We start from the raw sequence: 25,985 nt of genomic DNA, 5'->3' as shown, positions 1-25,985 counted from the left end.
AGATCAGTGCCGCCCGGAGATCAGGTGCACTCGCAGCGGTTCGGGGATGCTCCGGTCGAACAGGGTGGGGTGCGGGCGGCCGAGTTCGGTGAGCTGGTCCAGGAGGTCGAGGTGTCCGCCGGTCCAGCCGTGCTCGGCCAGCCAGGTCGCCGGGTCCGGGTCGGGTCCGCCGACGGTGTTGGCGACCAGGAGTTCGCACAGCGCGTGGTCCTGCGGGTCGGTGAGCACGGCGTCGGTCATCCGCGGGCGGCGGGACATGTACTCGGTGAGCAGGGTGCTGCCGGCCGCGGTCTGCTCGGTGACGGTGTCCAGGAGCGCGTTGGCTGCGGTTTCCGGGAAGTACATGAGCAGTCCCTCGGCCACCCACACGGTCGGCCAGGCGGGGTTGAATCCGGCTCGGCGCAACGCCCGCGGCCAGTCCTCCCGCAGGTCCACCGGCACCGGGATCCGTGGCGTGCTGGGCAGATGCCCGGCGAGCACGGCGGATTTGAACTCGTGCACCTCGGCGGTGTCGACCTCGTAGAGCACGGTCCCGGCGGGCAGCGCGAGCCGGAACGCGCGGGTGTCCAGTCCGGCGCCGAGCAGCACGACCTGCCGCGGCCCGTGTTCCTTGGCGGTGGCGGCCTGGATGGCCCGGTCGTAGCAGACGGTGCGGCCGGCGAGGTAGCCGTTCATGCCGGTCCACAGCTCGGAGGAGCCGTCTTCGGCGGCGGGTCCCAGCCGGGGCAGTCCGGCCAGGGTGGTGTCCCCGGCGACCTCGACGAACCGGGCGGCCAGGGGGTCGGTGAACAGCGCGTCCGGGCGGGCGGTTTCGACCGCGCGGTTGTAGGCGGTCATCAGGCCGGTGAACCCGACGGCGACGGGCAGCCGGATCTGGGTGCTCACTCGAACTCACATCCCGGGTTGGGTTCGTCGACGGCGAGCGGGGCGCCGTGCGGGAGGACGTAGAGGACTTCCAGGACCAGGGGTTCGGTGCCCAGGTTGCGGCCGACGTGCACGTAGTCGGGCCGTTCCGTGATCGTCTGGCCGCGGCGGTAGACGCCGTCGCTGGCGCAGTCGGCTGCGAAGTGGCTGAGCACGCCGCCGCGGACCACGCCGTGCAGGGTGCCGAGGTGGCGGTGCCAGCCGGTGCTGCCGCCGGCGGCGATGGTGATCTCACGCAGCACGTAGTCGGTGTCGCCGACGGTGTGCTGGGCGAGCAGTTTCGCGGTGACCCCGCGGGCGGGGGTGGCGGAGGCGGCTGGGGCGAGCAGCACCGAGCCAAGCAGTGCCAGGGCGGCCAGGATGGCCCGGATCGACAGTCGCATGTGGACGGAAAGCGGTTCCCGTCACGGTTATTCCCGGGACCCGCCGGGCTGCCGCTGGGTGTGCCCGGAGGGGCGGGATTCGGTGTCCCCCAGGGCTATTTCGCGGCCGGGGCGGTGCCCACGTGCAGGTGCACCACGCCCCCGGAGAGCGGTCGCCAGGCCACCCGGGTCCAGCCGGCCGCGGTGAGCTGCTCGCCGAGCCGGGGCGGGGTGTGCCAGGCCTGGATGGACTCGGCGAGGTACTGGTATGCCTCGGGGTTGGTGCTGACCCGGCGGGCGATCAGCGGGATGACGTGCCGCAGGTAAGCCGTGAACAGCGCGCCGTTGAGGCGCTGCGGCGGGATGCTGAACTCGCAGACAACCAGGCGTCCGCCGGGCCGGGTGACCGCGAGCATCTCGCGCAGCGCGGCGGTCGAGTCGGCGATGTTGCGCAGCCCGAAGGAGATGGTCACCGCGTCGAAAGCGCCCCTGGCGAAGGGCAGCGCCAGTGCGTCGGCGGCGATCCGCGGCATGCCCGGGTGGCGGCGGCCGGCCACGCCGAGCATGCCGAGGGAGAGGTCGCTGGCCACCGCTCGCGCGCCGGTGGCGGCCAGGGCCGCGGTGGAGGTCCCGGTGCCCGCGGCCACATCCAGGACGCGCTTGCCGGGTCCGGCGCCGGCCGCGGCGGCCATCTCCCGGCCCCAGGCGTCCATCCGGCCCCACCACAGGCGGGCGCGGGTGCGGTCGTAGCCGTCGGCGACCTGGTCGAACATGGCCGACACCTGGCTGGTCTGCTTGTCGAGGTTCGCGCGCACCATGACCATCAGCATGCCAGTGGCCCCGGCGCACCCCCGCTCACGCCTGCACGGCCTCCGGCCCCGCTCCCGCCTGGGCTCCCGGCGCGGCTTCCGGCTCTCGCCTCGCCCCCTGCCGTTCCGCCTCCGGCCGCGCCGGTTCCGACCGTTCGGTCGGCACCCGTCCCGCCCCGCGCCCGGCCACCACGGCCACCGCCACCGCGGCAAGCAGCCCGATCACCGCGAACAGGTAGAAACCCCACGGATAGGCGATGCCCGCCGCGACCAGCCAACCCCCCAGCAGCGGTCCGGTGATGCCGCCGAGCCGGCCCATGCCGGTGGTCCAGCCCAGCCCGGTGGCGCGGGCGTGCGGCGGGTAGACGTGCTGGGTGTAGGCGTAGATCAGCACCTGCGCGCTGAAGACGAAGCAGCCGGCCAGGAAGACCACCACGTACAGCCCGAGGGTGGGCAGCCGCAGGCTGAACAGGGCCAGGAACACCGCGGCGCCGAGGAACCAGCCGATCACCGATTTGCGCACGCCGACCCGGTCCGCGACCCGCCCGGCGATGAGCAGCCCGACCACCGCGCCGACGTTGAGGGTGAGCAGCAACCCGAGCGCGTCACCCAGCGGATACCCGGCCTGGCGCATGATCTGCGGAAGCCAGGTGTTGAGCCCGTAGACCAGCACCAGCCCGAGGAAGGTGCTGACCCAGAACGCGATGGTGGCCCGCAACAGCCGGCCCTGGAACAGCGTGCGCACCACGGTGCCCGCCGCGGCCGTGCTCGACCCGGCGGCCACCTCGGCGCGGGCGCGCTCGAAGGCGGCGGACTCCGGCAGATGCCGGATCATCAACGGCACCAACACCAGCGCGGGCAGCGCCCCGGCGACGAACATGGCCCGCCACCCCAACTGCGGGATCAACAGCAGTCCCAGCAACGAAGTCAGCACCGCACCCGCGTGGTACCCGGTCATCACCAGCGTGGCCGCGCTGCTGGAGCGTCCCCGCTCCGCACTGGCCTCGGACACCATGCTGATCGCCGTAGGCAAACACCCACCCAGTCCCAACCCCGCCAGGAACCGCAACGCCCCGAAGATCAGCGCCGAGGGCGCGAACGCGCACAACAACGTGCACACGGAGAAGATCGTCACCGACAAGATCAACGTTTTCCGGCGCCCGATGACATCGGTGACGGTCCCGATCGTCAGCCCGCCGATCATCATCCCGACCAACCCGATGGTCGACACCGCCGCGCCGGTGCCCGCAGTCAGCCCCCACACCCCGTCGGCGAGCAACACGGGTAACACCACACCCAGGACCACCAGGTCGAATCCGTCCAGCAGGACAGCGGTCCAGCAGAGTGGCTGCACCCAACTGCGGCGCGGGTTTCTGGTCTGCATCACGCGGGCTCCTTCGCCGGCCGTCCAAGGTCCGGCAAGCCTAGGAACGTGACCCGAACCACTACCACGCTACCCTTCCACTGAGCGGAAAACCCCAGCCCACCCCCACCCCTTTTTCTCTAGCACACCCCCAGGAGTCCACAATGGACACTCCCCCGCCCCGCTCAGTGACCCTCCGCGCCCTCACCCTCCTGTCCACCTTCACCCCCACCCACCCTCGCCAGACCCTCTCCGAACTCTCCCGCCGCTCCGCCCTCCCCCTGGCCACCGTCCACCGACTCCTCGGCGACCTCACCACCTGGGGCGCGGTCACCCGAGACCCCGACGGCGCCTACCGAATAGGCCTGCGCCTGTGGGAACTCGGCATGCTCACCCCCGCCGCCAGCCGCCTACGAGAAGTAGCCCTCCCCTTCATGCAGGACCTGTACGAATCCACCCGGGAGAACATCCACCTGGCAGTAAGAGTCGGCCACGAAGCCCTGTACGTGGACCGGCTGAGCGGCCACAGATCAGTCCCCATCATCTCCCGAGCCGGCAGCCGCCTCCCCCTGCACGCCACCGGAGTAGGCAAGGTCCTCCTCGCCCACCAGGACCCGGAATTCGTCCGCCACTTCTGCGCCACCAACCCACCCCGCTGCACCCAGTACACGATCGTGGAGCCCGGCCGCCTGTCCCGGGAACTGAAGGAAGTGCGCCGCCGGGGATTCGCCCTGACCTCAGAGGAGATGACCCTGGGGACCTGCTCGGTAGCGGTGCCGGTGCGGGATGCCGACGGGGCGGTGATCGCGGCACTGGGGATGGTGCTGCACACGGTGCGGGCTGATCTGGCGAAACAGGCACCGGGGTTGCAGGCGGCGGCGATGGGGATCGAGCAGCGGTTGGGGGCCGGGGAGGAGGAGTGGCCGTAGGAGCGGCGGCCGTAGAATGGGACGGGAGCGAAGGTTGCCGCCGACTCGGGGTGGGTGCCGTCCGAGCTGGCGTGGGTGCCGTCCAGAGGGGCCGAATCACCCGAACGAGCCCAAGATCCAGACGGGAAAGCAACCTTTTTGGCCCGAAAAGCGTTCCGCAGAGGAAGCGGTGGCGGGGGCGGGCCAGAGGTAGCGGGCCGGGCCAGGCCAGAGGTAGCGGGCCGGGCGTGGCGGGGCGAGGCGGCCGCGGCAGGCGGGCCGGACACGGCTCAACGGCCGACACGGCTCGACGGCCCCGGCCAGCCGGACAACCAACGGCCAGCCAGACGACCGCAGGCCAGCGTGGCCGTGGCGCGCGGGCCAGCACGGCCGAGGGCGGGCCAGCACGGCCGAGGGCGGGCAGCACGGCCGAGGGCGGGTGGGACCGACCAGCCCGCCGAGCGGCCCCGCGACGGGCGCACGCGACCTGCGGGTGAAGCCGCATCAGGTCGGCGATGGGCCCAGGGGGCAGTGGCCAGGCCCGCCCGCGCAGAGTCGGAGCCGTGTGCAATCGGCGAGCGCGGTGCGAGGGAGCCGTGCGCGAGGGAGCCGTGCGCACGGCTAGTCGCGTGCGACGGGCGCACAGAGTGTCCTTTGTGGACAGCGGAATCCAGGCGAGGCGGGGCTCGGCCGATGCCGGGGGTTCCGGCATCAGCCAACGCCGCACGGTGTGTGTCGAGGCCGGCAACCGGCAAGTGGCGAGTGGCCTCGAACGGGTGGAACCGAGGTGCTTGATGTGCTGGTGACCCGATCGGGGTAGTTCTGCGCCCCCGGGTCGCGGTCTGGGGCTGGTCTGGTGACCTTGGCGCGACCGCTACCGGCCTCGGCGGTGCTCTGCCGTCGAGGGGGAAGTGCCCGACCCGCCAACGGGTCAGGGCTGGTGGATCAGGACCTCACCGAGTTGGCGTCGGCCTCAGCGCGCAGGACTTCGTCCAGGCGCTCAAGGAACAGCTCGAAGCTGATCTCCGGCGGGAGGATGTCGTCCTCGCCGGTCAGCTCTACCTGCGGAAACTCGTCGACGGGCAGATCGACGCGGTCATCGACCGGCTGCGCTGGCTCGCGATCGAGCGCGAACAGATCCTGCTGCCCTTTGATGGTGTTGGACGGTTCGGTGACCGTGGCCTGACTCCCGTTCGCACTTGCCGGGCCGTGCGCGATGCGTGGCATCGCGGCCCGCCAAGTGACCTTCGAACTGGTGATACGGCTTCGCCGAACCGGGTGCGGCGTGAACACGAACGTCTCCGTTCTGGCCAGTTGAGAAGTACCCCCACAGAGAGGGTAACGAATCGGAGAAGAATACTGCTAATAGGACTCGGTCACTCGACTTCCGGCGAGTTGCCGCGGAGCACTGTCAGCGGCCATACCCGCCATGATCAGCTACTTTCGCCGTCGCCAGAGCAGCGGTGTTGCCGTTGGCGCGCAGACGCTGGCGGCTTCGCGACATCGTGCTGAGGCGTTCGTCACCGTCAATTACGGACCGCCGTCAGCACGGAAAAGGCGGCACCGTGAAGCACCCGTTCGGACCAACGGGTTGTGCGTTCTCCGGACACCCGGGCGAGGCAGCGAGCACGCCGGCACCGGCAGGGCGGGGGCGCCGACCGCGAGCCAGCGCGCGGACGCCCGAGGCCACCGGAGATCGAGACCGCGGGCGGAAGCGAGGACGGGGCAGGGCGAGGACGGGGGCAGGGCGGAGGCGAAGGGCGAGGCAGGAGCGAAGAACGGCCGGGGCGCAAGTCGGAGTGCCGGAGTCCGGAGCCAGGTGGCCAATCGCGGTGGCCTTGCGGCCGAATGGGAACTCAGCGCGGGCCTCTGCGACGGTCCAGGTGTCGTTGACCGGACGTGCGACCCGACCCGTGTTCGCGGTGGATCTCGGTGGTCGGGCTGGATCCCTTGTGCGGGAACAATTCCGGGCCCGAGTGGCGGCGCCGCGGCGAATTCCGGTCGAGTCCACTGTGGACAACTCGCGCAGCGCCGGGGCGATGTCGGGCGCGCGGGCGTTGACGCGGGCGGCGCTGGGACCCGGCGGCAGGCGATTGCTGGCACAGAGTCTGGATTGTGCGGTTTTGTGCCACACACCCTTGGTGATCGTGAGTGTGCGCGGTGCACATCAACTCGTGTTGACAGACCCATTAGCGTGACTGCCATCACTCGTTCGCGAGCGACGGTTGTACAGGTAAATCGCCTGGTAGCAGGGGGCAGGACACGTGAATTGGAATGCGCTCTCCGGTGGGACGCGAGGTGGGGCGGCGCCGGAGGATCAACTCCGCGGCGACGGGGGATTTCGGCGGCAGGTCACGGGGTCGACGGGCGTGCCGCGGTGGCCGAAGCGGTATGGCGATGTGCCGTTGCCGGCGGACTGTTTCCAGCCTCGCGTCGAGGGGTCGCGACTGGCGGAGCTGCTCGCGGACGGGCATTCGGTGGTGCTTGCCGGGCCGGGCGGAGCGGGCAAGACCCAGCTCGCCGCGGACCACGTGCGCCGGGTCTCTGGAGATCTGGACCTGCTGGTGTGGGTCAGTGCGACCTCGCGGGAAGCGGTGGTCGCGGCGTTCGCGGCTGTCTATGCCGGCTTGACGGGGTTCGGTGGCGGTGCGGACGTTGCGGCGCAACGGTTTCTGGGCTGGCTGGCGAACGCGCCGCAGCGCCGGCTGGTGGTCCTGGACGATGTGCGCGCACTCGCCGACCTCGCCGGACTGTGGCCGCCGGGGCCGGTGCTGGCGACCACGCGGGAGCAAGACGCGGCGGCGCTGGGCGAGCGGCGCGTACTGGAGGTCGGGAGATTCGGCGTCGAGGAGGCCGGGGCTTACCTGGCGACGCGGTTCGGTGCGGACCCGTGCCTACTAGCCGGGACGGCGGGGCTGGCCGAGGCTCTCGGGCGGTGGCCGCTGGCGTTGGCACTGGCCGGCGCGGTTGGGCTTGAGCAGGAGCCGGGCCAGGCGACACGGGAACTGACCCGCGGGCGGTGTCGGGAGTTGTCGCCGGAACGTGGCGCGCTACCGGACTCATCCGCCGCTGTGGGTATGACCTGGGCTTTCTCGGTTGAGCGGGCCAATCGGCGGGAGCCGGTGGGGCTGGCTCGGCCGCTGCTGGCGCTGGTGAGCCTGCTCGAACCGAACGGGGTGCCCGAGCAAGTGATCACCGGTCCGGTGGTGCTGGGCTGGCTTGGTGCGGTCACCGGGCAGGTGGTGGACGCCGACCAGGTGCGGGCGGCGGTGCGCGGACTGCACCGGCTGAGCCTGCTGGCCCAGGATCCGGGGTCGCCGGATCGGGTGATCCGGGTGTCCGAACTGGTGCAGCGGGCCGTGCGGGAGGACCTCGGCGAGCGGCTGGGTGCGGTGGCGAAGGTGGCGGCGGACGCGCTCTACGACGTCTGGCCGTCGGCGGAAGAGGACGGGCCGCTGGTCCGGGCGTTGCGGGCGAACACCGCGGCGTTGCGGCGGCACCTCGACGGTCAGGGGTGGGTGGCCGGGCATCCGTTGCTGTTCCGGGCCGGGAACAGCCTGGGCGAGAGCGGGCAGGCCGCGGCGGCGGTGCGTTACTTCGCTGATGTATGCGCCCTTACCGAACGGTCGGTAGGCGCGCGAAATCCGGGCACGTTGACCGCGCGGCACGACCGGGCGTACTGGTGCGGGGAGGCCGGGGAGGTCGCGACCGCGGTGCGCGACCTGGAACGGGTGTGCGCCGATCAGGCCGGGGTGCTGGGGCCGCGACATCCGCACACGCTGACCACCCGGCACAACCTGGCCCGCTGGCGGGGGCAGGCAGGGCGGCACGCGCGGATCGTCGCGGAGCTGGCCGCGGTGCTCGACGATCAGCTCGCCGTGCTCGGCCCTCGGCATCCGCACACCCTGACCACCCGGCATGACCTGGCCCGCTGGCGGGGCGCGACCGGTGACGCGGCCACCGCGGTGACCGAACTGGAACAGCTGTTGCGGGACCAGATCTTCGCGCTGGGACCCTGGCACCCGAACACCTTGACCACCCGGCACAACCTGGCGCGCTGGCGCGGCCACGCGGGTGACGCCGAGGCGGCCGTGACCGAGCTGGCCAGGGTGCTCGACGACCAGGTGCGGGAACTCGGGCCGTGGCACCCGAACATCCTGATCACCTGTCACAACCTGGTGCACTGGCGGATGGTCCTGGACGGCGCCGCGACACCCTGATCCGCCAAGCGGGTCACGATCATCGCCCAGGTTGATCTCCTGGGGGTATCAGCGGCTTCACCGGGGGTTTTCGCGGTTACGATCCGGCCGTGCGCGTGCCTGACTCCGGAGTCCTCGAACGTGAGCCGGAGCTTTCCCGGATCCAGGCCGCGCTGGAATCGGCCGCCCGCGGCGAAGGCCGGGTGGTGATCATCGAGGGCCGCGCCGGGATCGGCAAGACCCGGCTCGTCCAGGCCACCAGGGAGCTGGCCAAGGCACGCGGATTCGGCCGGTTGCAGGCCGTCGGCGACGCCCTGGAAAGCGCCATGGCCTGGGGTGTCGTCCGGCAGATGGTCGAGCGGTCGGTGTCCCGCTACACCGGCGAGATCCGGGCCGCGCTGCTGGCCGGGCCCTCCGGCGACGCCCTGCGCGCCCTGGACGCCGCCGCGACCGACCCGAGCGAGGCCGAACTGGCCCGCACCCTGCACTCGCTGTGGTGGGTGGCGGTGGACCTGTCCGCCACCCGGCCGCTGCTGATCACCGTGGACGACGCGCACTGGGCCGACCTGTCCTCGGCGCAGTTCCTGGTCTACCTGTCCCGGCGGATCGCGGACCTGCCGATCGCGCTGGTCGTGGCCACCCGCCCGCCCGCGGAGAACACCGGGCCGCTGGCCCAGCTCAGCGTGTCCCGGCAGGCCGAACGAGTACTGCCCCGGCCGTTGAGCGTGGCCGCGCTGACCGACCTACTGACCGTTCGGTCGGCGCCCGCGCCAGTCGTGGTGACCGCGGTGCACGCGGCCAGCGGCGGCAACCCGTTCCTGGCCAGGGTGCTGGTCGACGAACTGGACGCGCTGGGGCTGTCCCTGGATGCCCCGGGCACCGCGGCGCGGGTCGGGACGCTCGGGCCGAGCACGGTGTTCCGGGCCGCGCTGGGCCGGTTGCCCGCGGACGCGGTGCGGCTGGCCGGCGCCGCGGCGGTGCTGGGAGTGGGCAGCGATCCGTGGCAGGCGGGCGCGATCACCGGGCTCGACCCGGCCGCGCTGACCGTTGCCGCCGAAGCCCTGGCCGCGGCGAATGTGCTGGTCAGCGATGGGGATCATCTGGTTTTTGTGCATCCGGTGGTGCGCGAGGCGGTGCTGGCCGATCTGGGACCGGTAGCGCGGACGGCGTTGCACGCGCGGGCCGCGGTGGAACTGGCCGCGGCGAACGCGCCGGCCGACCGGATCGCCGCGCACCTCGCGCAAGCCCCGCGCGGCACCCTGCCCGAGGCGGCGGCGGTGCTGCGCAAGGCAGCCGTGGCGCTGCTGGCCGCAGGGGACGCGCGGACCGCGACCGCGCACCTGACCAGGGCCGTTGACGAGGATCCAGACGATCCGGCGTTGCGGGCCGAGCTGGGGCGGGCGTTGCTGCGCACCGGGGAGGCCGCGCGGGCCAGGGACGAACTACGCGCCGCGGCGGTCGGGCTGCCGGATGCCGAGCTGGTCGCGGCGGCGGCCTCGGCGACCGCGGTGGTCGACGGGCCGAGGGTGGCCATCGCCGAACTGGAGGCCGCGATCCGGGCCCGCCCGGCCGGGGACCGGGACGTGGGGCGGCTGCACCTGGAGGCGCGGCTTGCGGTGATCCGCTCGTTCCTGCCGGAGCAGCGGCGCCGGTCCTCCGAACACCTGCGCGGGTACGCGAGCCTGCCCGGCGGCACCCCCGACGAGCGGACGTTGCTGGGACTGCTGGCGCAGATGGGGCGGTACGAGGTCGCGCCGGCCGCCGAGGTCGCCGCCACCGCGAGCCGGGCGCTGGCCAACGGCGCCTACTTCGACGACGCCACCGGGTCCACCGAGGCCATGGTCGCCTGGGTGGTCGCGCTGCTCGCGCTGATCTCCGCGGACGGCACCGAACCGGCGCGCCGGGAGATCGACCGGGCGCGGCTGCGGGTGCGCGCGCACGGGTCGCCGGTGGAGTTCGCCATGGTCGCCAACGCGGCGCTGTTCCTGAACTGGCGGCTCGGCGAGGTCACCGCGATGGACGCCGAGTCCGAGGGCGCGCTGGCCGCGATCACCTGCGAGGACCCCGCCCCGCACGTGATCGCCTTGCGCGCCACCGGCACCCACTTCAGCGCCTACGCCGCCCTGGAACGCGGTGACCTGGACGCCGCGACCGCCGCGCTGGACCGTTTCGAGGCCGAACACCCCGACCGGCCGCGGCTGATGCCCACCATCTGGCTGCACGAACCCCGGGCGCTGATCGCGCTCGGGCACGGCGATCCACGACAGGCACGTGCCCAGGCGTTGCGGCAGCGGGACCTGATGCTGGAGGCGGGCCTGGACCCGCCGACCATTCCGTGGCGGGCGCCCGCGGTGCGCGCGGCAATGCTGCTCGGCGACACCGGCGAGGCCCTCGAACTGGCCGCGGAACAGCTGGCCATCGCACGGCGCTGGGGCGCCTCGACCGAGGTGGGCGCGGCACTGCGGCTGTTCGCGCACGCCGATCCGGACCGGCGACTGGCCCTGCTGACCGAGTCGATCGCGGTGCTGGAAACCGGTCCGGCGCGGCTGGAACTGGCCCGGTCGCTGGTCGACCTGGGCCAGGCGCTGCGGGTGGCGCGGCGGCGGGGCGACGCGCGGGAGGTGCTGCACCGGGGCATCGACCTGGCCGGAGACTGCGGGTCCGCGGCCCTGCGGCAACGCGCGATCGAAGCCCTGGAAGCGCTGGGCGACCGGCCGCGGCGGCCGATGTTCGCCGGTCCCGAGGCGCTCACCGCCAGCGAACGCCGGGTCGCCGGCCTGGCCGCGGCCGGGCGGGCCAACCGGGAGATCGCCCAGGAGCTGTTCGTGACCCCCAAGACGGTGGAGAACCACCTCGGCCGGATCTACACCAAACTCGGCATCGCCGGCCGCCGCGACCTGGCCCAGGCACTCGTGTAGGGGGTCCGCGCCGAGATGAGGGATCGCCCCTCATGACCTTGGGGGGTCCCGCAGAACAGGCTCTACCTAACACGCCGCGAGGGGCGGCGCAGACCGAAGGTAGGAGCCATGATCCGCAAGGCCAGCACCCTGATTCTCGCCGCCGCCGCGGCCGCCGCCACCGCGGCCGCGCTCCCGGGAACCGCCGCCGCGGACATCGCGCCGCCCCCCGCGTGCGTCCGCTCCACCGACGTCCAGGGCGCCGACTTCGACGTCAAGCAGTGCGGCGTCAGCGACGTCGACCAGTTCCGGGCCGGCCTGGAGAACGACGGCAACGCCTACTGCGGCCCCGCCTCGCTGTACAACGTGCTGCACTACTGGGCCAACGAGAAGAACGCCCCCGTCGGCTGGCAGACCACCGACCTGCGCAACCTCAACCCCAAGGACCAGGCCGACTACAACGTCATCACCAACTCCATCTGGCGCATCGGCATCGACGCCAAGTACGACGGCGGCACCAGCATGGGCAACCTGCGCAACGCCTTCACCATCGCCACCAAGAAGGCCAGGGACGCAGGCTGGACCATCACCAACGGCAACATCAGCTCGCACACCGCCGCCGACTTCTCCGGCGACCTGGCCAAGAAGCTCAACGAAGGCCCCGTGCAGATGGTCTACGGCCGCTACAAGACCGGCCCGCAGACCGGAAGCCTGGAGCGCAACGGCGGGCACATCGTGACTGTGGTCGCGGCCAAGGGTTCCTTCGGCGGGAACACCGTGCAGCTGAAGCTGGCGGACCCGGGGCGCGCGTGGGACCACGGGGACGGGGACTACCTGAAGAACCAGTCGGCGTACGAGTCGCTGGACGTGACGCTGACCCGCCGGGTGATCAACGAGTACGTGCCGGTGGACGACGACCCGGAGACCGCTGAGGACGAGAGCCTGAAGCCGGGGAGCTACCGGACGGTGAACCGGTGGGAGCTGACCGGGCCGCGGTACGTGGGGACCACTCGGCAGATGGTGGAGACGTTCAACTGGTTCGGGATGGCTCCCTGATCTCGGCTGGCTTCCTGGTCGGGCTGAACGGGCTGTTCTCGGATGGCTCCCGGATCGGGTTGACTTCGGATTGCTCACTGATCGGGTGAATGTTGGGGCCGGTTGGAGGGTCGGCTGGCCGGTTGGACGAGGTGAGCTGAGTGGGTTGTGACTGAGGGCCCCGCCTGGTGGCGGGGCCTTTGGTACGTTCGGAGCGGGTTGGGGTGGCGGCTCCGGTGGAGTGGCTTGGGTGGGTCGGATGGACCTGATCGGGGTCAAGATCCAGACGGGGAAGCAACCTTTTCGGCTTGAAAAGCGTTCCGCAGAGGAAGCGGTGGCGGGGGCGGGGCGGGCGCGGGCCAGGAGTGGGTCCAGGGGTCCAGCGTGGCGGGCCGGTCGGGCCGGTCGATCGGTCGGGCAGGCGGGCGCGACGGGGAGCTACGGCGCGACGGGCTGGTCGGTGAGGTCGGACGCGACGGGCTGGAGGGTCACGCGGGACTGGAGGGTCACGCGCAGGGCTGGTGGGTCACGCGCGCCGGGCGCGCCAGCCGGGGCGTGGGACACGCGGGGCGCGACACGCGGTCGGCGACACGCCACCTGATCGAGTTGGTTGCCTGGGCATGCCCTGGGCTACCACCATGGGAGGTACCTGGGCACTCCGAACGGCGGGCTGGTCGCGATGACGGGATCCACGGGCACACCGTTCGACACCCTGCTGGACGAGGCTGAGCCGGTGGCTCCTCGGGGGCGGCGGGTTGTGGTCGGGGTGCTGAAGTTGGTGGGGTTGTGCGCGTTGGGCGGGATGCTGGCGGCGGGGGTGTTGTTTCCGCTGGCCGGGGGTGCGGGCACGGTCGCGGTGCTGGCCAGTGACGATGTCGACCGGACCGCGGCGGCGTTGATCGCGGATGAGGCGCCGCAGATGACCGCGTTGCTGGACAGCGAGGGGCGGCCGTTCGCGCACGTGTACGACCAGTACCGGGTGCCGGTGCCGGCCGCGGAGATCTCGGACTCGGTGAAGTCGGCGCTGGTCGCGATCGAGGACCATCGCTTCTACGACCACCAGGGGGTGGATCCGGTGGCGTTGGGGCGGGCGGCGCTGGCCAACGCGGTGTCCGGGCGGATTTCGCAGGGTGGGTCGACGTTGACCCAGCAGTACGTGAAGAACCACCTCACGCACATCTCGGCCGAGACCGCGGTGGAGCGGACCCGCGCGCAGGAGCAGTCGATGGCGCGGAAGGTGCGCGAGTTGCGGATCGCGTTGCAGCTTGAGCACACCCTGAGCAAGGACGAGATCCTGGCCCGGTACCTCAACACCGTGCCGTTCGGGCAGGGTGCGTTCGGCATCCAGGCCGCGGCGCGGGCGTACTTCGACACCACGCAGGACAAGTTGACCGTCGCCCAGGCCGCGTTGCTGGCCGGGATCGTGAACGAGCCGAGTGCGTTGAACCCGTACCGGCATCCGGAGCGGGCTTTGGTGCGGCGCAACGTGGTTCTCGACGAAATGGTCCGGCAGGGCCGGTTGCCCGCCGCGGTCGGCGCGGCGGAGAAGAAGACCAACCTGGACATCGTGCCCACGCCCGCGCGGCCGGCCAACGGCTGCGTCGGCACCGGCGACGCGGGCTACTTCTGCGACTATGCCTTGAAATACCTGGAAAACTCCGGCTTCCAGCGGGACGATCTGCGTCGCGGCGGCTACACCGTCAAGACCACCCTGGACCGGGACGCGCTGACCAAGGCCAAGGCCGCGGTGGACGCCGAAGTGCCGCCGCAGACCCGGAATGTGGCCAACGCGATGGCGATCGTCCAGCCCGGCAAGGACAAACACCGCGTCATCGCGCTGACCGCCAACCGCACCTACGGTCTCAACCGCGACGCGCGGGAAACCACCCTCGGCCTGCCCTACGCGCCGCAGAACCACGGTGCGGGCTCCATCTACAAGATCTTCACCGCCGCCGCGCTGCTCGAACAGGGCGGCACGATCACCGAATCGGTGCCGGTGCCGGACTCCTACGTCTCCCCCGTCTTCCTCGGCGGCGCGGCCAGTTGCCCGCCGGGCGCGCTGGGGCTGCGCAAGTACTGCGTGCAGAACGCGGGTGAGTACCCGGCCCGGATGAGCCTGCAGGACGCGCTGGCAAAATCGCCGAACACCACGTTCGTGCACCTGCTGGAGCGAGTCGGGGTCAAGGCCGCGGTGGACATGGCGCAGCGGCTCGGGCTGCGGTCGCTGGGCACCATGATCGCCGCGGAGGACCGCAAGAAACGACCGATCGGTAGGTTCTTCGCCGAGCAGAACTTCGGTTCCTTCACCCTCGGCCCGACGCCGACCAGCACCCTGGAACTGGCCAACGTCGGCGCCACCCTGGCCAGTGAGGGCAAGTGGTGCCCGCCGAGTCCGATCGAGACCGTGCTGGACCGCCGCGGCAACCCGGTCCCGGTGCGCGATCAGGCGTGCGAGCAGGTGGTGCAGCCGGGGCTGGCCAACGCGATGACCGTGGCGCTGAGCAAGGACACCCAGGGCGGCACCGCGACCACCGCGGCGCGCGGGGTGAAGTGGGACCGGCCGATGGCTGGCAAGACCGGCACCACCCAGGAGCACAAGTCGGCCGGATTCCTCGGGTTCACCCCGCAGTTGTCGGCCGCGGTGTTCACCTTCGACGACACGCCCGCGCCGCAGACGCTGTGCGATTCCGGGGTGAACCAGCCGCCGCGGCCTTGCTCGTCCGGGCGCTACATCTACGGCGGGAAGTACTCGGCGCGCACCTGGTTCCGCGCGATGAACGGGGACAACGGGCACGGCGGGATCATGAGCGGGATGCGGGTGGCGGGGCTGCCGGAGGTGGAACGGCGGTACCTGCACAGCGATCGGCCGCGGCCGGTGGATCTCTCCGATATCGGGGATCGCAGGCCGCAGCCGTCGAAGACGCGGACGGTGAGCGCCACGCCGCCGCCGACCACCAGCGCCGGCGGCGGGCCGGTGACCACGACGCCGAGCAGACCGCCGGTCACGACCCGGCCGACCACGCCGCCGCCGACCAGGACCAAGCCGACCGGCATTGGCTGACCCGCCGGCCCGCCCGTTCGTCTACCGACCGGTCGGTAGACGAACGGGCGGCAGCCGGGTTGCCGGACGACGTCCCTGGTGCGCGGGTGGTCGGGTGGCGGGGCAGACTTCCGCCATGACCTCGGAGACGATCACCGCCGCGGACGCGGGCAGCTGGACGCTCGGCGACCGGACCGTGCACCGCCTCGGCTTCGGCGCGATGCGCCTGACGCACCAGGCCGACGGCTCCCCCAGCGACCGGGACCGGGCGATCTCGGTGCTGCGGCGCGCGGTCGAGCTGGGCGTGAACCACATCGACACCGCCGCCTTCTACTTCTCTCCGCTGCGCTCGGCGAACGAGCTGATCAACACCGCGCTGGCGCCCTACCCAGAGGACCTGGTGATCACCACCAAGGTGGGTCCCGGCAAGGACCCCGCGGGCGAGTGGCTGCCGCTGGCCCGGCCCGACCAGCTGCGCGGCCAGGTCGAGGAGAACCTGCGGCAGCTCGGCCGGGATCACCTGGACGTGGTGAACCTGCGGGTGCACGGCCCGGAGTCGATCGCCGAGCGCTTCGGCGCGCTGGCCGAGTTGCGCCAGGCCGGGCTGATCCGGCATCTGGGCATCTCCAACGTGCGCGCGCACCACCTGGCCGAGGCGCAGGCCATCGCGCCGGTGGTGTGCGTGCAGAACCAGTACGGTCTCGGCGCGCCCGCGCGTCAGGACGACTTCCTGCGCCTGTGCGGTGCGCAGGGGGTGGCGTTCGTGCCGTTCTTCGCCATCGCCGGCGCGGGCAAGGAGTCCGGCGCGGGCGGAGCGGAGGACACCGAGGTGGTGGCCATCGCCACCGCGCGCGGGGTGAGCACGGCCCAGGTGCGGCTGGCCTGGACGCTGCAGCTGGGCCCACACGTGCTGGCGATTCCCGGGACCGGCAACCCGGAGCACCTGGCGGCCAACATCGCGGCCGGGTCGCTGCGGCTCACCGACGACGAACTGGCCCGGCTGGCCGCGGTGCATCAGGGTTCCGGATGACCTCGACAATGCTGGCCAGACTGTCCTGACCGAATCCGTCGGCGAGGCGCCGGTCCAGGAATTCCTTGATGGGCGCCATCAGGTCGGGCGCTATTCCCTGTTCGCGCCCGGCCTGGATTATCTTGGCCAGTCCGTGCGCGTTCAGGGAAACGGTGGACACTGCGCCGCCGTAGTCGCCGGAATCAACCTGTTTCGCCGCGCCCCGGATACTGGGCAGCACGACATTCGTCAGCCAGGATTCGACGAAGGGCAGCAGCCGCTCCCCCGACCCGGTCAGCGCGAACCCCTGCAGTGCGCTGGTCAGCGTGGCCCACAGGATGCCGAGCAGGGCCAGGTCGTACTGGGCCGCGCTGCCCGGGTCGGCGCCGAAGTACACCGGGCTGCCCAGCGCGCCGAGCACTGACTCGCACTCCCGGTAAACCTGCCGGTCACCGGCATAGAATAGCTGAGTCTGGGGCTGACCGACCGCCGGGGGCACGGCCAGCACGGTGCCGTCGAGATAGCGCAGACCGAGTCCGCGCGCCCAGTCCGCGGCCGCGCGGGCCTCGCTGGGCAGTCCGGAGGTGAGGTTCACCAGCACCTTGCCGGACAGGTTGTCGCGTACCGGTTCGAGCACCTCGTACAGCGCCGGATAATCGAGCACGCACACCAGCAGAATGTCGTTGTCGGCGACCGCGGCGGCGACGTCGGCCGCCTTTCGCGCACCGCGTGCCAGCAAAGGATCCGCCTTGTCAGCGGACCGGTTCCACACCGTCGTCGCATATCCGGAATTCAGGAAAGCACCGGCGATCGCCGCGCCCATCCTGCCGAGCCCCAGCACCGTAATCACATTTCCAACCTAGGTCGGCGGGGAATCGCGCTCAAGTACGCACATCAAGGTAAGTGCCCCGCCGGAGTTATCCTGGCCTCGACTTGGGGGTGGGCGGATGAAGGTGCGGACGCGGCTGACGCACTGCGCGGTGGAGGCCGCGATGCAGGTGGTCACCGGCAAGTGGAAGGTGCACATCCTGTGGGCGCTCAGCCCGCGGCCACGCCGGTTCGGCGAGCTGCGGCGGTTGCTGCCCGGGGTCAGCGACAAGGTGCTCATCGACCAGCTGCGCGAGCTGATGACCGACGAGATCGTGCACCGGGACAGCCATCCGGGTCCCGTGCCGCACGTGGAGTACTCACTGACCGCACGCGGCGCGGCGCTCAACGAGGCGCTGCGCCCGCTCGGCGCGTGGGGCCGCGAACACCTGTGACCAGGGCGGACCGGGTGCGTCGGACCAGCTACGGCAGCCCGGCCGGGCCCAGTTTCTCGGCGGCCAGGGCGTGTTCGGCGACCTGGCAGGCGTTGGGCACGTCGCCGGCGTAGGCGGCCAGCCGGGCCAGCATCCCGCGCAGCACCGCGCGCTCGGACTCGTCGAGGGGGGTCAGCACGGTGTCCTCGACCGCGCTGAGCCTGCGTTCCAGTCGGCACAGCTCGGCCTGGCCGGTTTCGGTGATCACGATCTGCCGGGAGCGGCGGTCGGCCGGATCGGGGCGGCGCTCGACGAATCCGGCGCGTTCCAGGTCGTCGAGCAGGTAGGTCATCACGGTGCGGTCCACACCGAGCTGCTGGGCCAGCGCGATCTGGCTGGGCGCCTCACCGCGGGCCGCGGCGGAGAGCACCTGGTAACCGCGCGGGCCACCGGGCAGGTCGTCCACGGCGCGATCAGCCGCCTTGAAGTACCCCCGCACGACCGCGCTCAACGCCAGGCCGAAGTCGAACTGCGCAGGTCGTTGCTGGTGCTGGTCCACCTACTCAGCATAGTCCGCCGCTGTGGCTCACAATACGTTCTGTTGACAAGATAGTCTGTTGAACAGAACATCTTGTCGACAGCTGTTCTGGAGAGCAGCGCTTCTTGTGGAGGGAAGACGATGACTCTGCTGCGCGTGGACACGAGCATCAGGACCGAGGGCTCGGTCAGCCGGGCGCTGGGCGACACCTTCGAGCAGAACTGGCTGGCCGCCCGCCCCGGCACCCCGGTCCGCCGCCGGGACGTGGGCCGACACCCGCTGCCCGCCGACGTCTGGCCGCAGTCGGTGTCCACGGTCTGGACCCCGGCCGAGGAGTGGACCGACGAGCAGCGCGCGGCGGCGAAGCTGGCCACCGAACTGGCCGATGAGTTGCTCGGCGCGGACGGCCTGCTGCTGACCGCCCCGCTGTACAACTTCGGCGTGCCAACCCAGGCCAAGGCCTGGATCGACCTGCTGCTCACCGAACCGCGCCTGTCCCCCGCGAAAGGTCAGCAGCCGCTCAAGGGCCGGCCGGCGGCGCTGATCGTGGCTCGCGGCGGCGGCTACGGGCCGGGCACCCCGCGCGAGGGCTGGGACCACGGCACGCCATGGCTGCACCGGATCCTCCACGACGTCTTCGCGATGGACGTGCGCGTGGTCGACGCCGAACTGACCCTGGCCGACGTCAACCCCGCCATGGCCGAACTACGCGAACTGGCGGCGCAGTCCCGGGAGCAGGCGCACACGCTGGCCGGGAAGGTCGCACCGGAACTGGCCGGGATCGTCGCGGCCTGACCCGGCGGTGGGCCGCCGGTCGCGGCGAGGCAGGTCATCGGGGTGTCCGGCGCCGAACACCCCGATGCCACGCCGCCGATCCCCGCGCCAGGCCCCGGCGGTGACCAGGCAGAATTCCGGCCATGACCGCCCTGCCCGAGCAGCTCCAGTCCGCAGTGGACACTGCCCTGCGCCGCTTCCCGCAACAGGAACTGGCCCGCGCGGTCACCCGCCTGATCATCCGCTACCGCCAGGGCGAAGCCGCCACCACCCCCATCCTGGTCACCCCGGTCGACGCCGCCGCCTACGCCGGCTACCGCATGCCCGGCACCTATGCCGCCGTCCGCTCCGCCCTGACCGAGATCGCCCGCCAGCTCCCGGATTTCGCCCCCCGCAGCCTGATCGACGTCGGCGGCGGAACGGGGACGGCGGTGTGGGCGGCGACGGACACCTGGCCGTCGCTGGGCGAGTTGACGGTGGTGGAGCAGGCGCCGGAAGTCGTCGCGCTGGGGCGGCGGTTGATGGCGGAGGCGCCGCGACTGCGGGAGACGGTGTGGCAGCGGGGACGGATCGACCCGGCGGCGGAGGCGCCGCGGGCGGATGTGGTGACGCTGTCGTATGTGCTGGGCGAGCTGCCGGAGACGACCCGGGCGGCGACGGTGCGGTGGCTGGCTCAGTCGGCTGGGTTGCTGGTGTTGATCGAACCGGGCACGCCCGCGGGGTATGAGCGGATTGTGCGGGCGCGGGATGAGTTGATCGGGCAGGAGCGGGCGGTGGTGGCGCCTTGTCCGCATCAGCGGGATTGCCCGATTCCGCCGGGGCAGGATTGGTGCCATTTTTCGGCTCGGTTGCCGCGGGTTGGGGCGCATCGGGTGATCAAGGAGGGGTCGCTCAACTTCGAGGACGAGAAGTTCTCGTATGTGGCGGTGGCTGGGGCGGGGGCGTTGGGGGTCGAGGGGTCTGGTGGGACTGGGGTTGTGGCGGGGCGGGCGGCTAATCGGGTGTTGCGGCATCCGGTGAAGCGGAAGGGGCTGGTGGCGTTGCGGTTGTGCACGGGGGTGGATGGGCTGGCCGAGGTGACCGTGACGAAGCGGCACGGGGCGGATTACCGGGCGGCACGGGATGTCGAGTGGGGCGAGGAGTGGGCGCCGAGCACCCCGGGCCACGGCTGACCAACGGTCGTACGAACTGAGCCAGTTCCGGAATCGTGTGCCCGAGCCATTGGAGATAGGGCTGGGACCTTGGGGGAAGGCGCTGGTGGTTATTCCGTCAGGTACGCGCCCAGGCCCAGTTCTTCGGCGGTGCTGGCTACCTTGTGCAGGACTGTGCCTGCTCGGTCGTACCAGTCCGCGTCCTCGTCCGGGTCTGCCAGGAACTCGGCCAGGGTGGCCAGCACGTCGCGGAGGGCGTCCTCGGTGGCGCCGTCGCCGCCGCCGATCACCAGGTAGGGCTCGTTCAGTTCGTCGTGCAGTCTGGTCAGGGCCTCGCGCAGGGCGGCGTTCGCGCGGTCGTGCTGGCCTGCCTGGTAGCGGGCCTCGCTCAGGTAGATCAGCGCCGAGGTGACCATGCGGTGCAGCAAGGAGGTGACGAAGTCGCCTCGGTTGGCCATGGACTTGGACAGCTCGATGCCGCGTTCGCGATAGCCCGCGGACTCGGCGAAGCGGCCCAGTGCGGCGCACGCGCGGCCGAGCACCTCCAGGGTCAGGGCCAGGTCGTACAGGTCGCCCGCGGCCATCAGCAGATCCAGGGCCCGGCCGCCGGAGACCAGGGCGTCCTCGGGGCGGCCGAGGCGGGTCTGGTTGGCGGCCAGGCCGAGCAGGCCGGCGCCCTCGCCGACCGCGGAGCCCGCGGCGCGGAACAGGGCCAGGGCGGCGGTGGCTTCTTCCAGGGCTCCCGCGTAGTCGCCTTCGAGTTGGCGTACGCCGATGGCCTGGCGGTGGGTGTAGGCGCGGGCCAGGGTGTCGCCGGCGACGGTGAACCCGGTCAGCGACTCGGCCAGCAGCGTGCGGGCCGCGCCGAAACGGCCGTGGTGGGCCTCGATCCGGGCGATGCCGCGACGGGCGTAGGCCACGCCCAGGGTGTCGCCGATGTCGGTGGCGGCGCGCAGCGCGGTCCGGTTCACCGTTTCCAGGTCACGCCAGTGGCCTGCCCAGTCCAGGTAGTGCCGCATCATCCAGGCCAGCATCCAGGCCTGGCGCTCGAACCCGGCCGTGGCGGCGCGCTGGGTCAGGCCGATCAGCACCGGGTGTTCCAGGATGAACCAGTCCAGGGCCTGCTCGTAGCTGGCGAAACCGCGGGGGCTGACCGCCGGATCGGGCTCGCCGGGGGTGGGCAGGTCCTGGTGCGCGGACAGGACCCTGGCCGCGGTGTAGGCGGTGTGCAGGTGGTGTTCCAGGCCGCGGCGCAGCACCGCGCGCTGGTCGGCGGCACTGTCCTGGGCGGCCACCAGTTCCAGGGCGTAGGCACGCAGCAGGTCGTGGGTGTGGAAGCGGCCGGGCGCGATCTCGGCGACCAGGTGGGCGGCGGTCAGCTCGCGGAACAGTGCCTGCGCGCGGGCCACCGGCAGACCGGCCAGGCTGGCCGCGGCACGCAGGTCGATGCTGGTGGAGGGGTGGAAGGAGAGCAGCCGGAACAGCCGGGCGGCGGGCACGGACAACGCGCGGTAGGACCAGGACAGCACCGAGCGGACGTCGGAGCGGCTGTCCGCGCCGGTGAAGGCGTCCAGCCCGCCGCGCGCGGCCTCCAGTTCCTCGGCGACCGCGGCCAGGCTGAACGCCGGGTGGTACGCGGCGCGGGCGCACACCACGGCCAGGGCCAGCGGCAACCGGGCGCAGGCGGCGATGATCGCGCGCACCGCCTCGGGTTCGGCCGCCACCCGGGCCCGGCCCAGCCTGCGGGCCAGGAAGGCGGTGGCGTCTTCCTCGCTGAGGATGTCCAGCGCCACGGTGTGCGCGCCGGTGGCCGCGACCAGCCCGGACAGCTCGACCCGGCTGGTGACCAGCACGAAGCAGTTCGGGTTGCCCGGCAGCAGCGGCAGCACCTGGGCGGTGTCGCGGGCGTTGTCCAGCAGGATCAGGCAGCGGCGCTCGGCGAGCACGCTGCGGTAGAGCGCGGTCAGCGCGTCCAGGCGGTCCGGGCGGAGCTGAGTAGGTACGCACAACGCATCCAGGAGGCCCCACACCGCCTCCCGCGGCTCCACCACGACCTCCTCGGGTTCGAATCCGCGCAGGTCGACGTAGAGCTGGCCGTCCGGGAAGTCCGCGGCCACCTGGTGTGCCCAGCGGACCGCGAAGGTGGTCTTGCCGACCCCGGCGGTGCCGTGCACGACGGCGACCGCGGGGCAGCTCTGCTCCGGCGGGTCCGGCATGGTCAGCGCGGCCAGTTCGGCGGCGCGGCCGATGAAGGCGGGCAGGTCCGGCGGCAGCTGGGCCGGGGTGACCACCGGGGTGGCGGCCGGAGTGACCTTGGGCTGCTCGCGTGGGCCACCGAGCAGTTCGGGGTCGGCGCGCAGGATGCGGTAGTGCAGTTCGCGCACGGTCGGGCCAGGGTCCACGCCCAGTTCCTCGGCCAGCAGGGTGCGCAGTTTGTCATAGACGGCAAGGGCTTCGGCCTGCCGTCCGGCCCGGTAGAGGCCGAGCATCAGCAGCTCGTGCAGCCGCTCCCGCAGCGGTTCGGCCTGTGCCTCGGCAGCCAGCCGCTCCACCAGGTCGGGGCAGCGGCCCAGGTCCAGTTCGAGCCCGGCCAGCTCCTCGACCACGCCGAGCCTGCGGCGGCGCAGCCGGGCGCGTTCGGCGTCGGCGGTCTCGCCGTGCAGCCCGGCCAGGGGCTCGCCGTCCCACTCCTGGACCGCGCTTTTGTACAGCTCGGCGGCGGCCCTGATCTCCCCGCGCGCCCTGGCGGCCTCCGCCGCGCGCACGTCCCGGCGGAACCGGCCCAGGTCGACGGCGTCCTCGGGCACCCGGACCGCGTAGCCGCCACCGGTGGAGACGATCACCGGATCGGCCTCGCCGGTCTCCAGGACCCGGCGCAGCCGCTGGACGTAGGTGCGGATGGTGCCGCGGGCCGCGCGGGGCACCGACTCGCCCCACAGGGCGGCGGCGATCTCCTCGACCGGGACCGCCCGCCCGTCCGCCAGCAGCAATGTGGCCAGGGTCAGTCGCTGTTGCGGTGACCCGAGGTTCAGCTCGGCTCCGTCGTGCCAGGCACGAACCGGCCCGAGCAATCCGAACGCCAGCCCCTGCTTCACTGAGCTCCCCTTGCTGCCTGGAACTCTAGTGTAATCCCCCGCACAGTCCGGCTTTTTCGCCTGCGGCCCCGGGGAATCGCCGGCTCAGATGGCCCCGACGCGCAGCGCGTAGGAGACCGCGTGCGCCCGGTTTCGCAGTTCCAGCCGGGAAAGCAGGTCCTGCATGATCTTCTTGATGGTGCGCTCGGAGTAGCTGAGCTGGGTGGCGATGTGCGCGGTGTCCTCACCCTGGGCGATCAGCCGCAGCACCTCGACCTCGCGCGCGGTCAGCCCGCCGGAGGTCAGCCCCTGCTTGGCCAGCAGATCGCTCTGGAAGCCGCGGGCCTCGTCGACCAGCCACCGGGTCAGCTTCTCCGGCAGCACCGCGCCGCCCGCCCTGGTGGCGATGAGCGCCCTGGTCACCAGGCGGGCGGAGATGTCGCGGCGGGGCAGGATGCTGACCACGCCGACCCCGAAGATCCGGCTGAGGTGGCGTTCCCGCAACGGTCCGGCCACCAGCACCACCCGCTGGGCGAAGTTCTCGGCACGGTCGGCCATCGCGGCCAGATCGTCGATCAACTCGTCGGTGACGCTGTTGCCGAGCACCAGCACCACGTCCGCTGGAGCGCTCTCACCCGCAGCCAGCAAGTGCAGGTCGGGCGAGAGAGCGAGCTGCGGAATCATCTCCGCGGCCAGTAGTTGGTCGTCCACCCGCACCGCGACGGTGATCCGGTCGCGCGGCTCCGCGGCCCGCAGGAACGCGGAGTTGCCGCCCACGCCGACCGGGACAACGGATTTCAGCGACGTCGTGCCCTCAACCTCATTGGACAAGCTCAAGCCCATGGCGGCGGCCCCTTTTCTGTGTCCCCTCGACCCACAGCAAAGCGCAGGGCTGTCAACGCGGCGTCAACGAGCTGTCAATGGTCCCGCCGGACACACTTTCCCGCCCCCGAACGCCCTGGTCAGTCACGGGGCGTGGCGACCGGCCGGGCCGGGCGGGAGTTGGGGAGAGCCGCGGGCGCGGGCCGGCGGAGTGTCGAGGAGGGGTCCACCGGAACGGCGTGCGCACGGGGGTCAGCGCGTGGCACACACCATCCAGGGATCCCGCGGCCCACGGCTTCCCGTTCTTCATCTCGGTAGGCCAGGACAACCGGCGCACGGCAGGAGAGTTCGTCCCGAGGGGATGGGAGGAACGCTGCGGCGGGAGGGGGGATTCCCGCGCCATGCGCCGGCCGACCGACGACTTCTTCCCCAGCAAGCGCCTCGGCCAACCCCGCACAGCATCAACCCCCTGATCGGCCCTGATCCAGCCCGCCGGTTGTACAGCGAGCCGTCCACGCAGGTCAGGGGGTTGTTCGAACTTCCCGGTCCGGCAAATTCGGCGCGATCATGCGTCCATTCGTGGCACCGGCGGGTCGGTCATGATCACTTCGGGGGGCCCGATTTCCGGGTGGGTGGGGCGGTGCGCTAGGCTTCACCACGTTCGAGAGAACAACGCAAGACCGGGACGTGGCGCAGCTTGGTAGCGCACTTGACTGGGGGTCAAGGGGTCGCAGGTTCAAATCCTGTCGTCCCGACGGTCTGAGGAGTCCTCGCAGGTCACCACCTGCGAGGACTCCTTTTTTATGATCTTGGCACTGCCTTCGAGGTCGAGCACGCCGCTCAGCGACACCTTGACTCGGAGGACCGCCCGATGCCTCTGCTCGACCTGGACAAGCTCACCGCCGACCTGTCCACGACCTTCTCCGGCTTCCTGCGCGACTGGGACCGCACCCTGCGCTCAGGCAACTACCCCGAGACCACCCGCTACAACTACCTCCTCGCCGCCGCCCAGCTCGCCGGCTACCTGGCCGAGCACTCCCCCGACCCGGACGCCGACGAGGCCGCCGAGGACCCCACCGCGGTCACCAGGGCACACGTCGAGTCCTTCCAGGCGTGGATGATCGAGACCCGCTCCGCCGCCACGGCGCTGAACAAGCACAAGGGCCTGCAGCAGTTCTTCAAATGGCTCCGGGACGACGAGGAGGAAATCGACCGGTCCCCCATGGAGCGGGTAAGGCAACCCAAGCCCCCCAAGAAGCTCATCCCGGTCATCCGCGACGAGGACACCAAGAAGGTCCTGACCACCTGCAAAGGCAAGTCCTTCGTCAATCTCCGTGACGAGGCGCTCATTCGCCTGTACTACAACACCGGCGCCCGCCTCTCCGAAGTCGGCAACGTCAACCTCGACGACCTCAACCTCAACACCGACTCCGTCCACTACCACGGCAAAGGCAACAGGGACCGCCGAGTCCGCTTCGGCCCCCGAACCGCCCGCGCCCTCAGCCGCTACCTCCGAGCCCGGGACAAACACGTCGGCGCGAACCTGCCCCACCTCTGGCTCGCCGAACGCGGCGCCCGGCGGCTGGCCCCCAACGGCATCAAGATCATGATCAAACGCCGGGGCCTACGGGTGGGCCTGACCGGCGTCCACGCCCACCGGTGGCGCCACAACTTCGCCCACGAATGGAAACGCGCCGGCGGCGACACCGGCGACCTCATGCTCCTGCTCGGCTGGACCTCCGAGGACATGCCTCGCCACTATGGCGAGAGCGCCGCCGCCGAACGAGCCCAGGAAACCCAGCTGCGCATGGGGATCGGCGAAAATGTCTGAGCGCCAGC

19 protein-coding genes and 1 tRNA gene are annotated in these 25,985 nt (G+C 71.6%); 11 read left to right on the top strand and 9 right to left on the bottom strand.

Annotated features, from left to right (window positions below):
- Positions 1 to 3: 3 nt before the first annotated feature.
- The 4 genes from MZC64_RS29165 to MZC64_RS29150 form a co-directional block, all read right to left on the bottom strand.
- The gene (locus MZC64_RS29165; RefSeq protein ID WP_247762375.1) at positions 4 to 885 is read right to left on the bottom strand and encodes an SAM-dependent methyltransferase; all 882 of its coding nucleotides are present in this window, start codon (positions 883 to 885) and stop codon (positions 4 to 6) included.
- Entirely contained in the window at positions 882 to 1,307 is a 426-nt protein-coding gene (locus MZC64_RS29160; RefSeq protein WP_247762373.1) for a cupin, read from the bottom strand. Before MZC64_RS29160 ends, MZC64_RS29165 begins: the two co-directional genes overlap by 4 nt.
- Before the next feature lie 95 nt (positions 1,308 to 1,402).
- Positions 1,403 to 2,104, bottom strand: a complete 702-nt coding sequence (locus MZC64_RS29155) for a ubiquinone/menaquinone biosynthesis methyltransferase (RefSeq protein WP_247762371.1) — start codon at positions 2,102 to 2,104, stop codon at positions 1,403 to 1,405.
- Positions 2,105 to 2,141: 37 nt separating this feature from the next.
- Positions 2,142 to 3,479 (bottom strand): aromatic acid/H+ symport family MFS transporter, encoded by a 1,338-nt coding sequence (locus MZC64_RS29150; RefSeq protein ID WP_247762822.1) that lies wholly within the window; start codon positions 3,477 to 3,479, stop codon positions 2,142 to 2,144.
- 143 nt (positions 3,480 to 3,622) lie between these two features.
- On the opposite strand from MZC64_RS29150, the gene MZC64_RS29145 reads away from it, so the two are divergent.
- Positions 3,623 to 4,387: an IclR family transcriptional regulator gene (locus MZC64_RS29145; RefSeq protein WP_282106082.1), complete on the top strand. Its 765-nt coding sequence runs from the start codon at positions 3,623 to 3,625 to the stop codon at positions 4,385 to 4,387.
- Positions 4,388 to 5,311: 924 nt separating this feature from the next.
- Here the strand turns inward: MZC64_RS29145 and MZC64_RS29140 are convergent.
- On the bottom strand, positions 5,312 to 5,659 hold the full coding sequence (locus MZC64_RS29140; protein WP_247762362.1) for a hypothetical protein: 348 nt from the start codon (positions 5,657 to 5,659) through the stop codon (positions 5,312 to 5,314).
- A 1,076-nt stretch (positions 5,660 to 6,735) separates the two neighbouring features.
- Between MZC64_RS29140 and MZC64_RS48870 the strand changes: the two genes are divergently transcribed.
- The 5 genes from MZC64_RS48870 to MZC64_RS29115 all read left to right on the top strand — a co-directional run bounded on the left by MZC64_RS48870 (position 6,736) and on the right by MZC64_RS29115 (position 16,567).
- Positions 6,736 to 8,586 carry a tetratricopeptide repeat protein gene (locus MZC64_RS48870; protein WP_247762361.1) on the top strand — a complete coding sequence of 617 codons (1,851 nt, stop codon included), beginning with the start codon at positions 6,736 to 6,738 and terminating at the stop codon, positions 8,584 to 8,586.
- 89 nt (positions 8,587 to 8,675) lie between these two features.
- On the top strand, positions 8,676 to 11,483 hold the full coding sequence (locus tag MZC64_RS48865) for a LuxR family transcriptional regulator (RefSeq protein ID WP_247762360.1): 2,808 nt from the start codon (positions 8,676 to 8,678) through the stop codon (positions 11,481 to 11,483).
- A gap of 108 nt (positions 11,484 to 11,591) precedes the next feature.
- The gene (locus MZC64_RS29125; protein WP_247762359.1) at positions 11,592 to 12,518 is read left to right on the top strand and encodes a hypothetical protein; all 927 of its coding nucleotides are present in this window, start codon (positions 11,592 to 11,594) and stop codon (positions 12,516 to 12,518) included.
- Between the two features lie 658 nt (positions 12,519 to 13,176).
- Positions 13,177 to 15,558, top strand: a complete 2,382-nt coding sequence (locus MZC64_RS29120) for a transglycosylase domain-containing protein (RefSeq protein WP_247762358.1) — start codon at positions 13,177 to 13,179, stop codon at positions 15,556 to 15,558.
- 115 nt (positions 15,559 to 15,673) lie between these two features.
- A complete protein-coding gene (locus MZC64_RS29115) occupies positions 15,674 to 16,567 on the top strand; it encodes an aldo/keto reductase (RefSeq protein ID WP_247762357.1) in 894 nt (297 codons plus the stop codon).
- Here MZC64_RS29115 and MZC64_RS29110 read toward each other — a convergent pair.
- The gene (locus MZC64_RS29110) at positions 16,515 to 17,396 is read right to left on the bottom strand and encodes an NAD(P)-binding domain-containing protein (protein WP_247762356.1); all 882 of its coding nucleotides are present in this window, start codon (positions 17,394 to 17,396) and stop codon (positions 16,515 to 16,517) included. The two genes, MZC64_RS29115 and MZC64_RS29110, sit on opposite strands and share 53 nt — an antisense overlap.
- Positions 17,397 to 17,493: 97 nt before the next feature.
- Here MZC64_RS29110 and MZC64_RS29105 point away from each other — a divergent pair, with 97 nt between their 5' ends.
- Entirely contained in the window at positions 17,494 to 17,808 is a 315-nt protein-coding gene (locus MZC64_RS29105) for a helix-turn-helix domain-containing protein (RefSeq protein ID WP_247762355.1), read from the top strand.
- A gap of 28 nt (positions 17,809 to 17,836) precedes the next feature.
- Here the strand turns inward: MZC64_RS29105 and MZC64_RS29100 are convergent, their stop codons facing one another.
- Positions 17,837 to 18,346 (bottom strand): MarR family winged helix-turn-helix transcriptional regulator, encoded by a 510-nt coding sequence (locus MZC64_RS29100; RefSeq protein ID WP_247762354.1) that lies wholly within the window; start codon positions 18,344 to 18,346, stop codon positions 17,837 to 17,839.
- A gap of 120 nt (positions 18,347 to 18,466) precedes the next feature.
- Between MZC64_RS29100 and MZC64_RS29095 the strand changes: the two genes are divergently transcribed.
- Together MZC64_RS29095 and MZC64_RS29090 are read left to right on the top strand one after the other, a co-directional pair.
- Positions 18,467 to 19,120, top strand: a complete 654-nt coding sequence (locus MZC64_RS29095; RefSeq protein ID WP_247762353.1) for an FMN-dependent NADH-azoreductase — start codon at positions 18,467 to 18,469, stop codon at positions 19,118 to 19,120.
- Positions 19,121 to 19,242: 122 nt separating this feature from the next.
- Entirely contained in the window at positions 19,243 to 20,271 is a 1,029-nt protein-coding gene (locus tag MZC64_RS29090) for a small ribosomal subunit Rsm22 family protein (RefSeq protein ID WP_247762352.1), read from the top strand.
- An 89-nt stretch (positions 20,272 to 20,360) separates the two neighbouring features.
- On the opposite strand, the gene MZC64_RS29085 is transcribed toward MZC64_RS29090, so the two are convergent.
- The gene (locus MZC64_RS29085) at positions 20,361 to 23,345 is read right to left on the bottom strand and encodes a BTAD domain-containing putative transcriptional regulator (protein WP_247762351.1); all 2,985 of its coding nucleotides are present in this window, start codon (positions 23,343 to 23,345) and stop codon (positions 20,361 to 20,363) included.
- Between the two features lie 84 nt (positions 23,346 to 23,429).
- Complete coding sequence (locus tag MZC64_RS29080; RefSeq protein WP_247762350.1) at positions 23,430 to 24,167, bottom strand: LuxR C-terminal-related transcriptional regulator; 738 nt, start codon at positions 24,165 to 24,167, stop codon at positions 23,430 to 23,432.
- 660 nt (positions 24,168 to 24,827) lie between these two features.
- On the opposite strand from MZC64_RS29080, the gene MZC64_RS29075 reads away from it, so the two are divergent.
- Both MZC64_RS29075 and MZC64_RS29070 read left to right on the top strand, forming a co-directional pair.
- Positions 24,828 to 24,901: transfer RNA gene (locus MZC64_RS29075), tRNA-Pro, on the top strand.
- Positions 24,902 to 25,017: 116 nt separating this feature from the next.
- Positions 25,018 to 25,977 (top strand): tyrosine-type recombinase/integrase, encoded by a 960-nt coding sequence (locus MZC64_RS29070; protein WP_247762349.1) that lies wholly within the window; start codon positions 25,018 to 25,020, stop codon positions 25,975 to 25,977.
- Positions 25,978 to 25,985: the final 8 nt, after the last annotated feature.

The organism is Crossiella sp. S99.2, from assembly GCF_023094165.1.
In the GTDB taxonomy this organism is placed as follows: domain Bacteria; phylum Actinomycetota; class Actinomycetes; order Mycobacteriales; family Pseudonocardiaceae; genus Crossiella.
The sequence above is the reverse complement of the archived record's forward strand: the minus strand, read 5'-3'. Positions and strand labels throughout refer to the sequence as shown.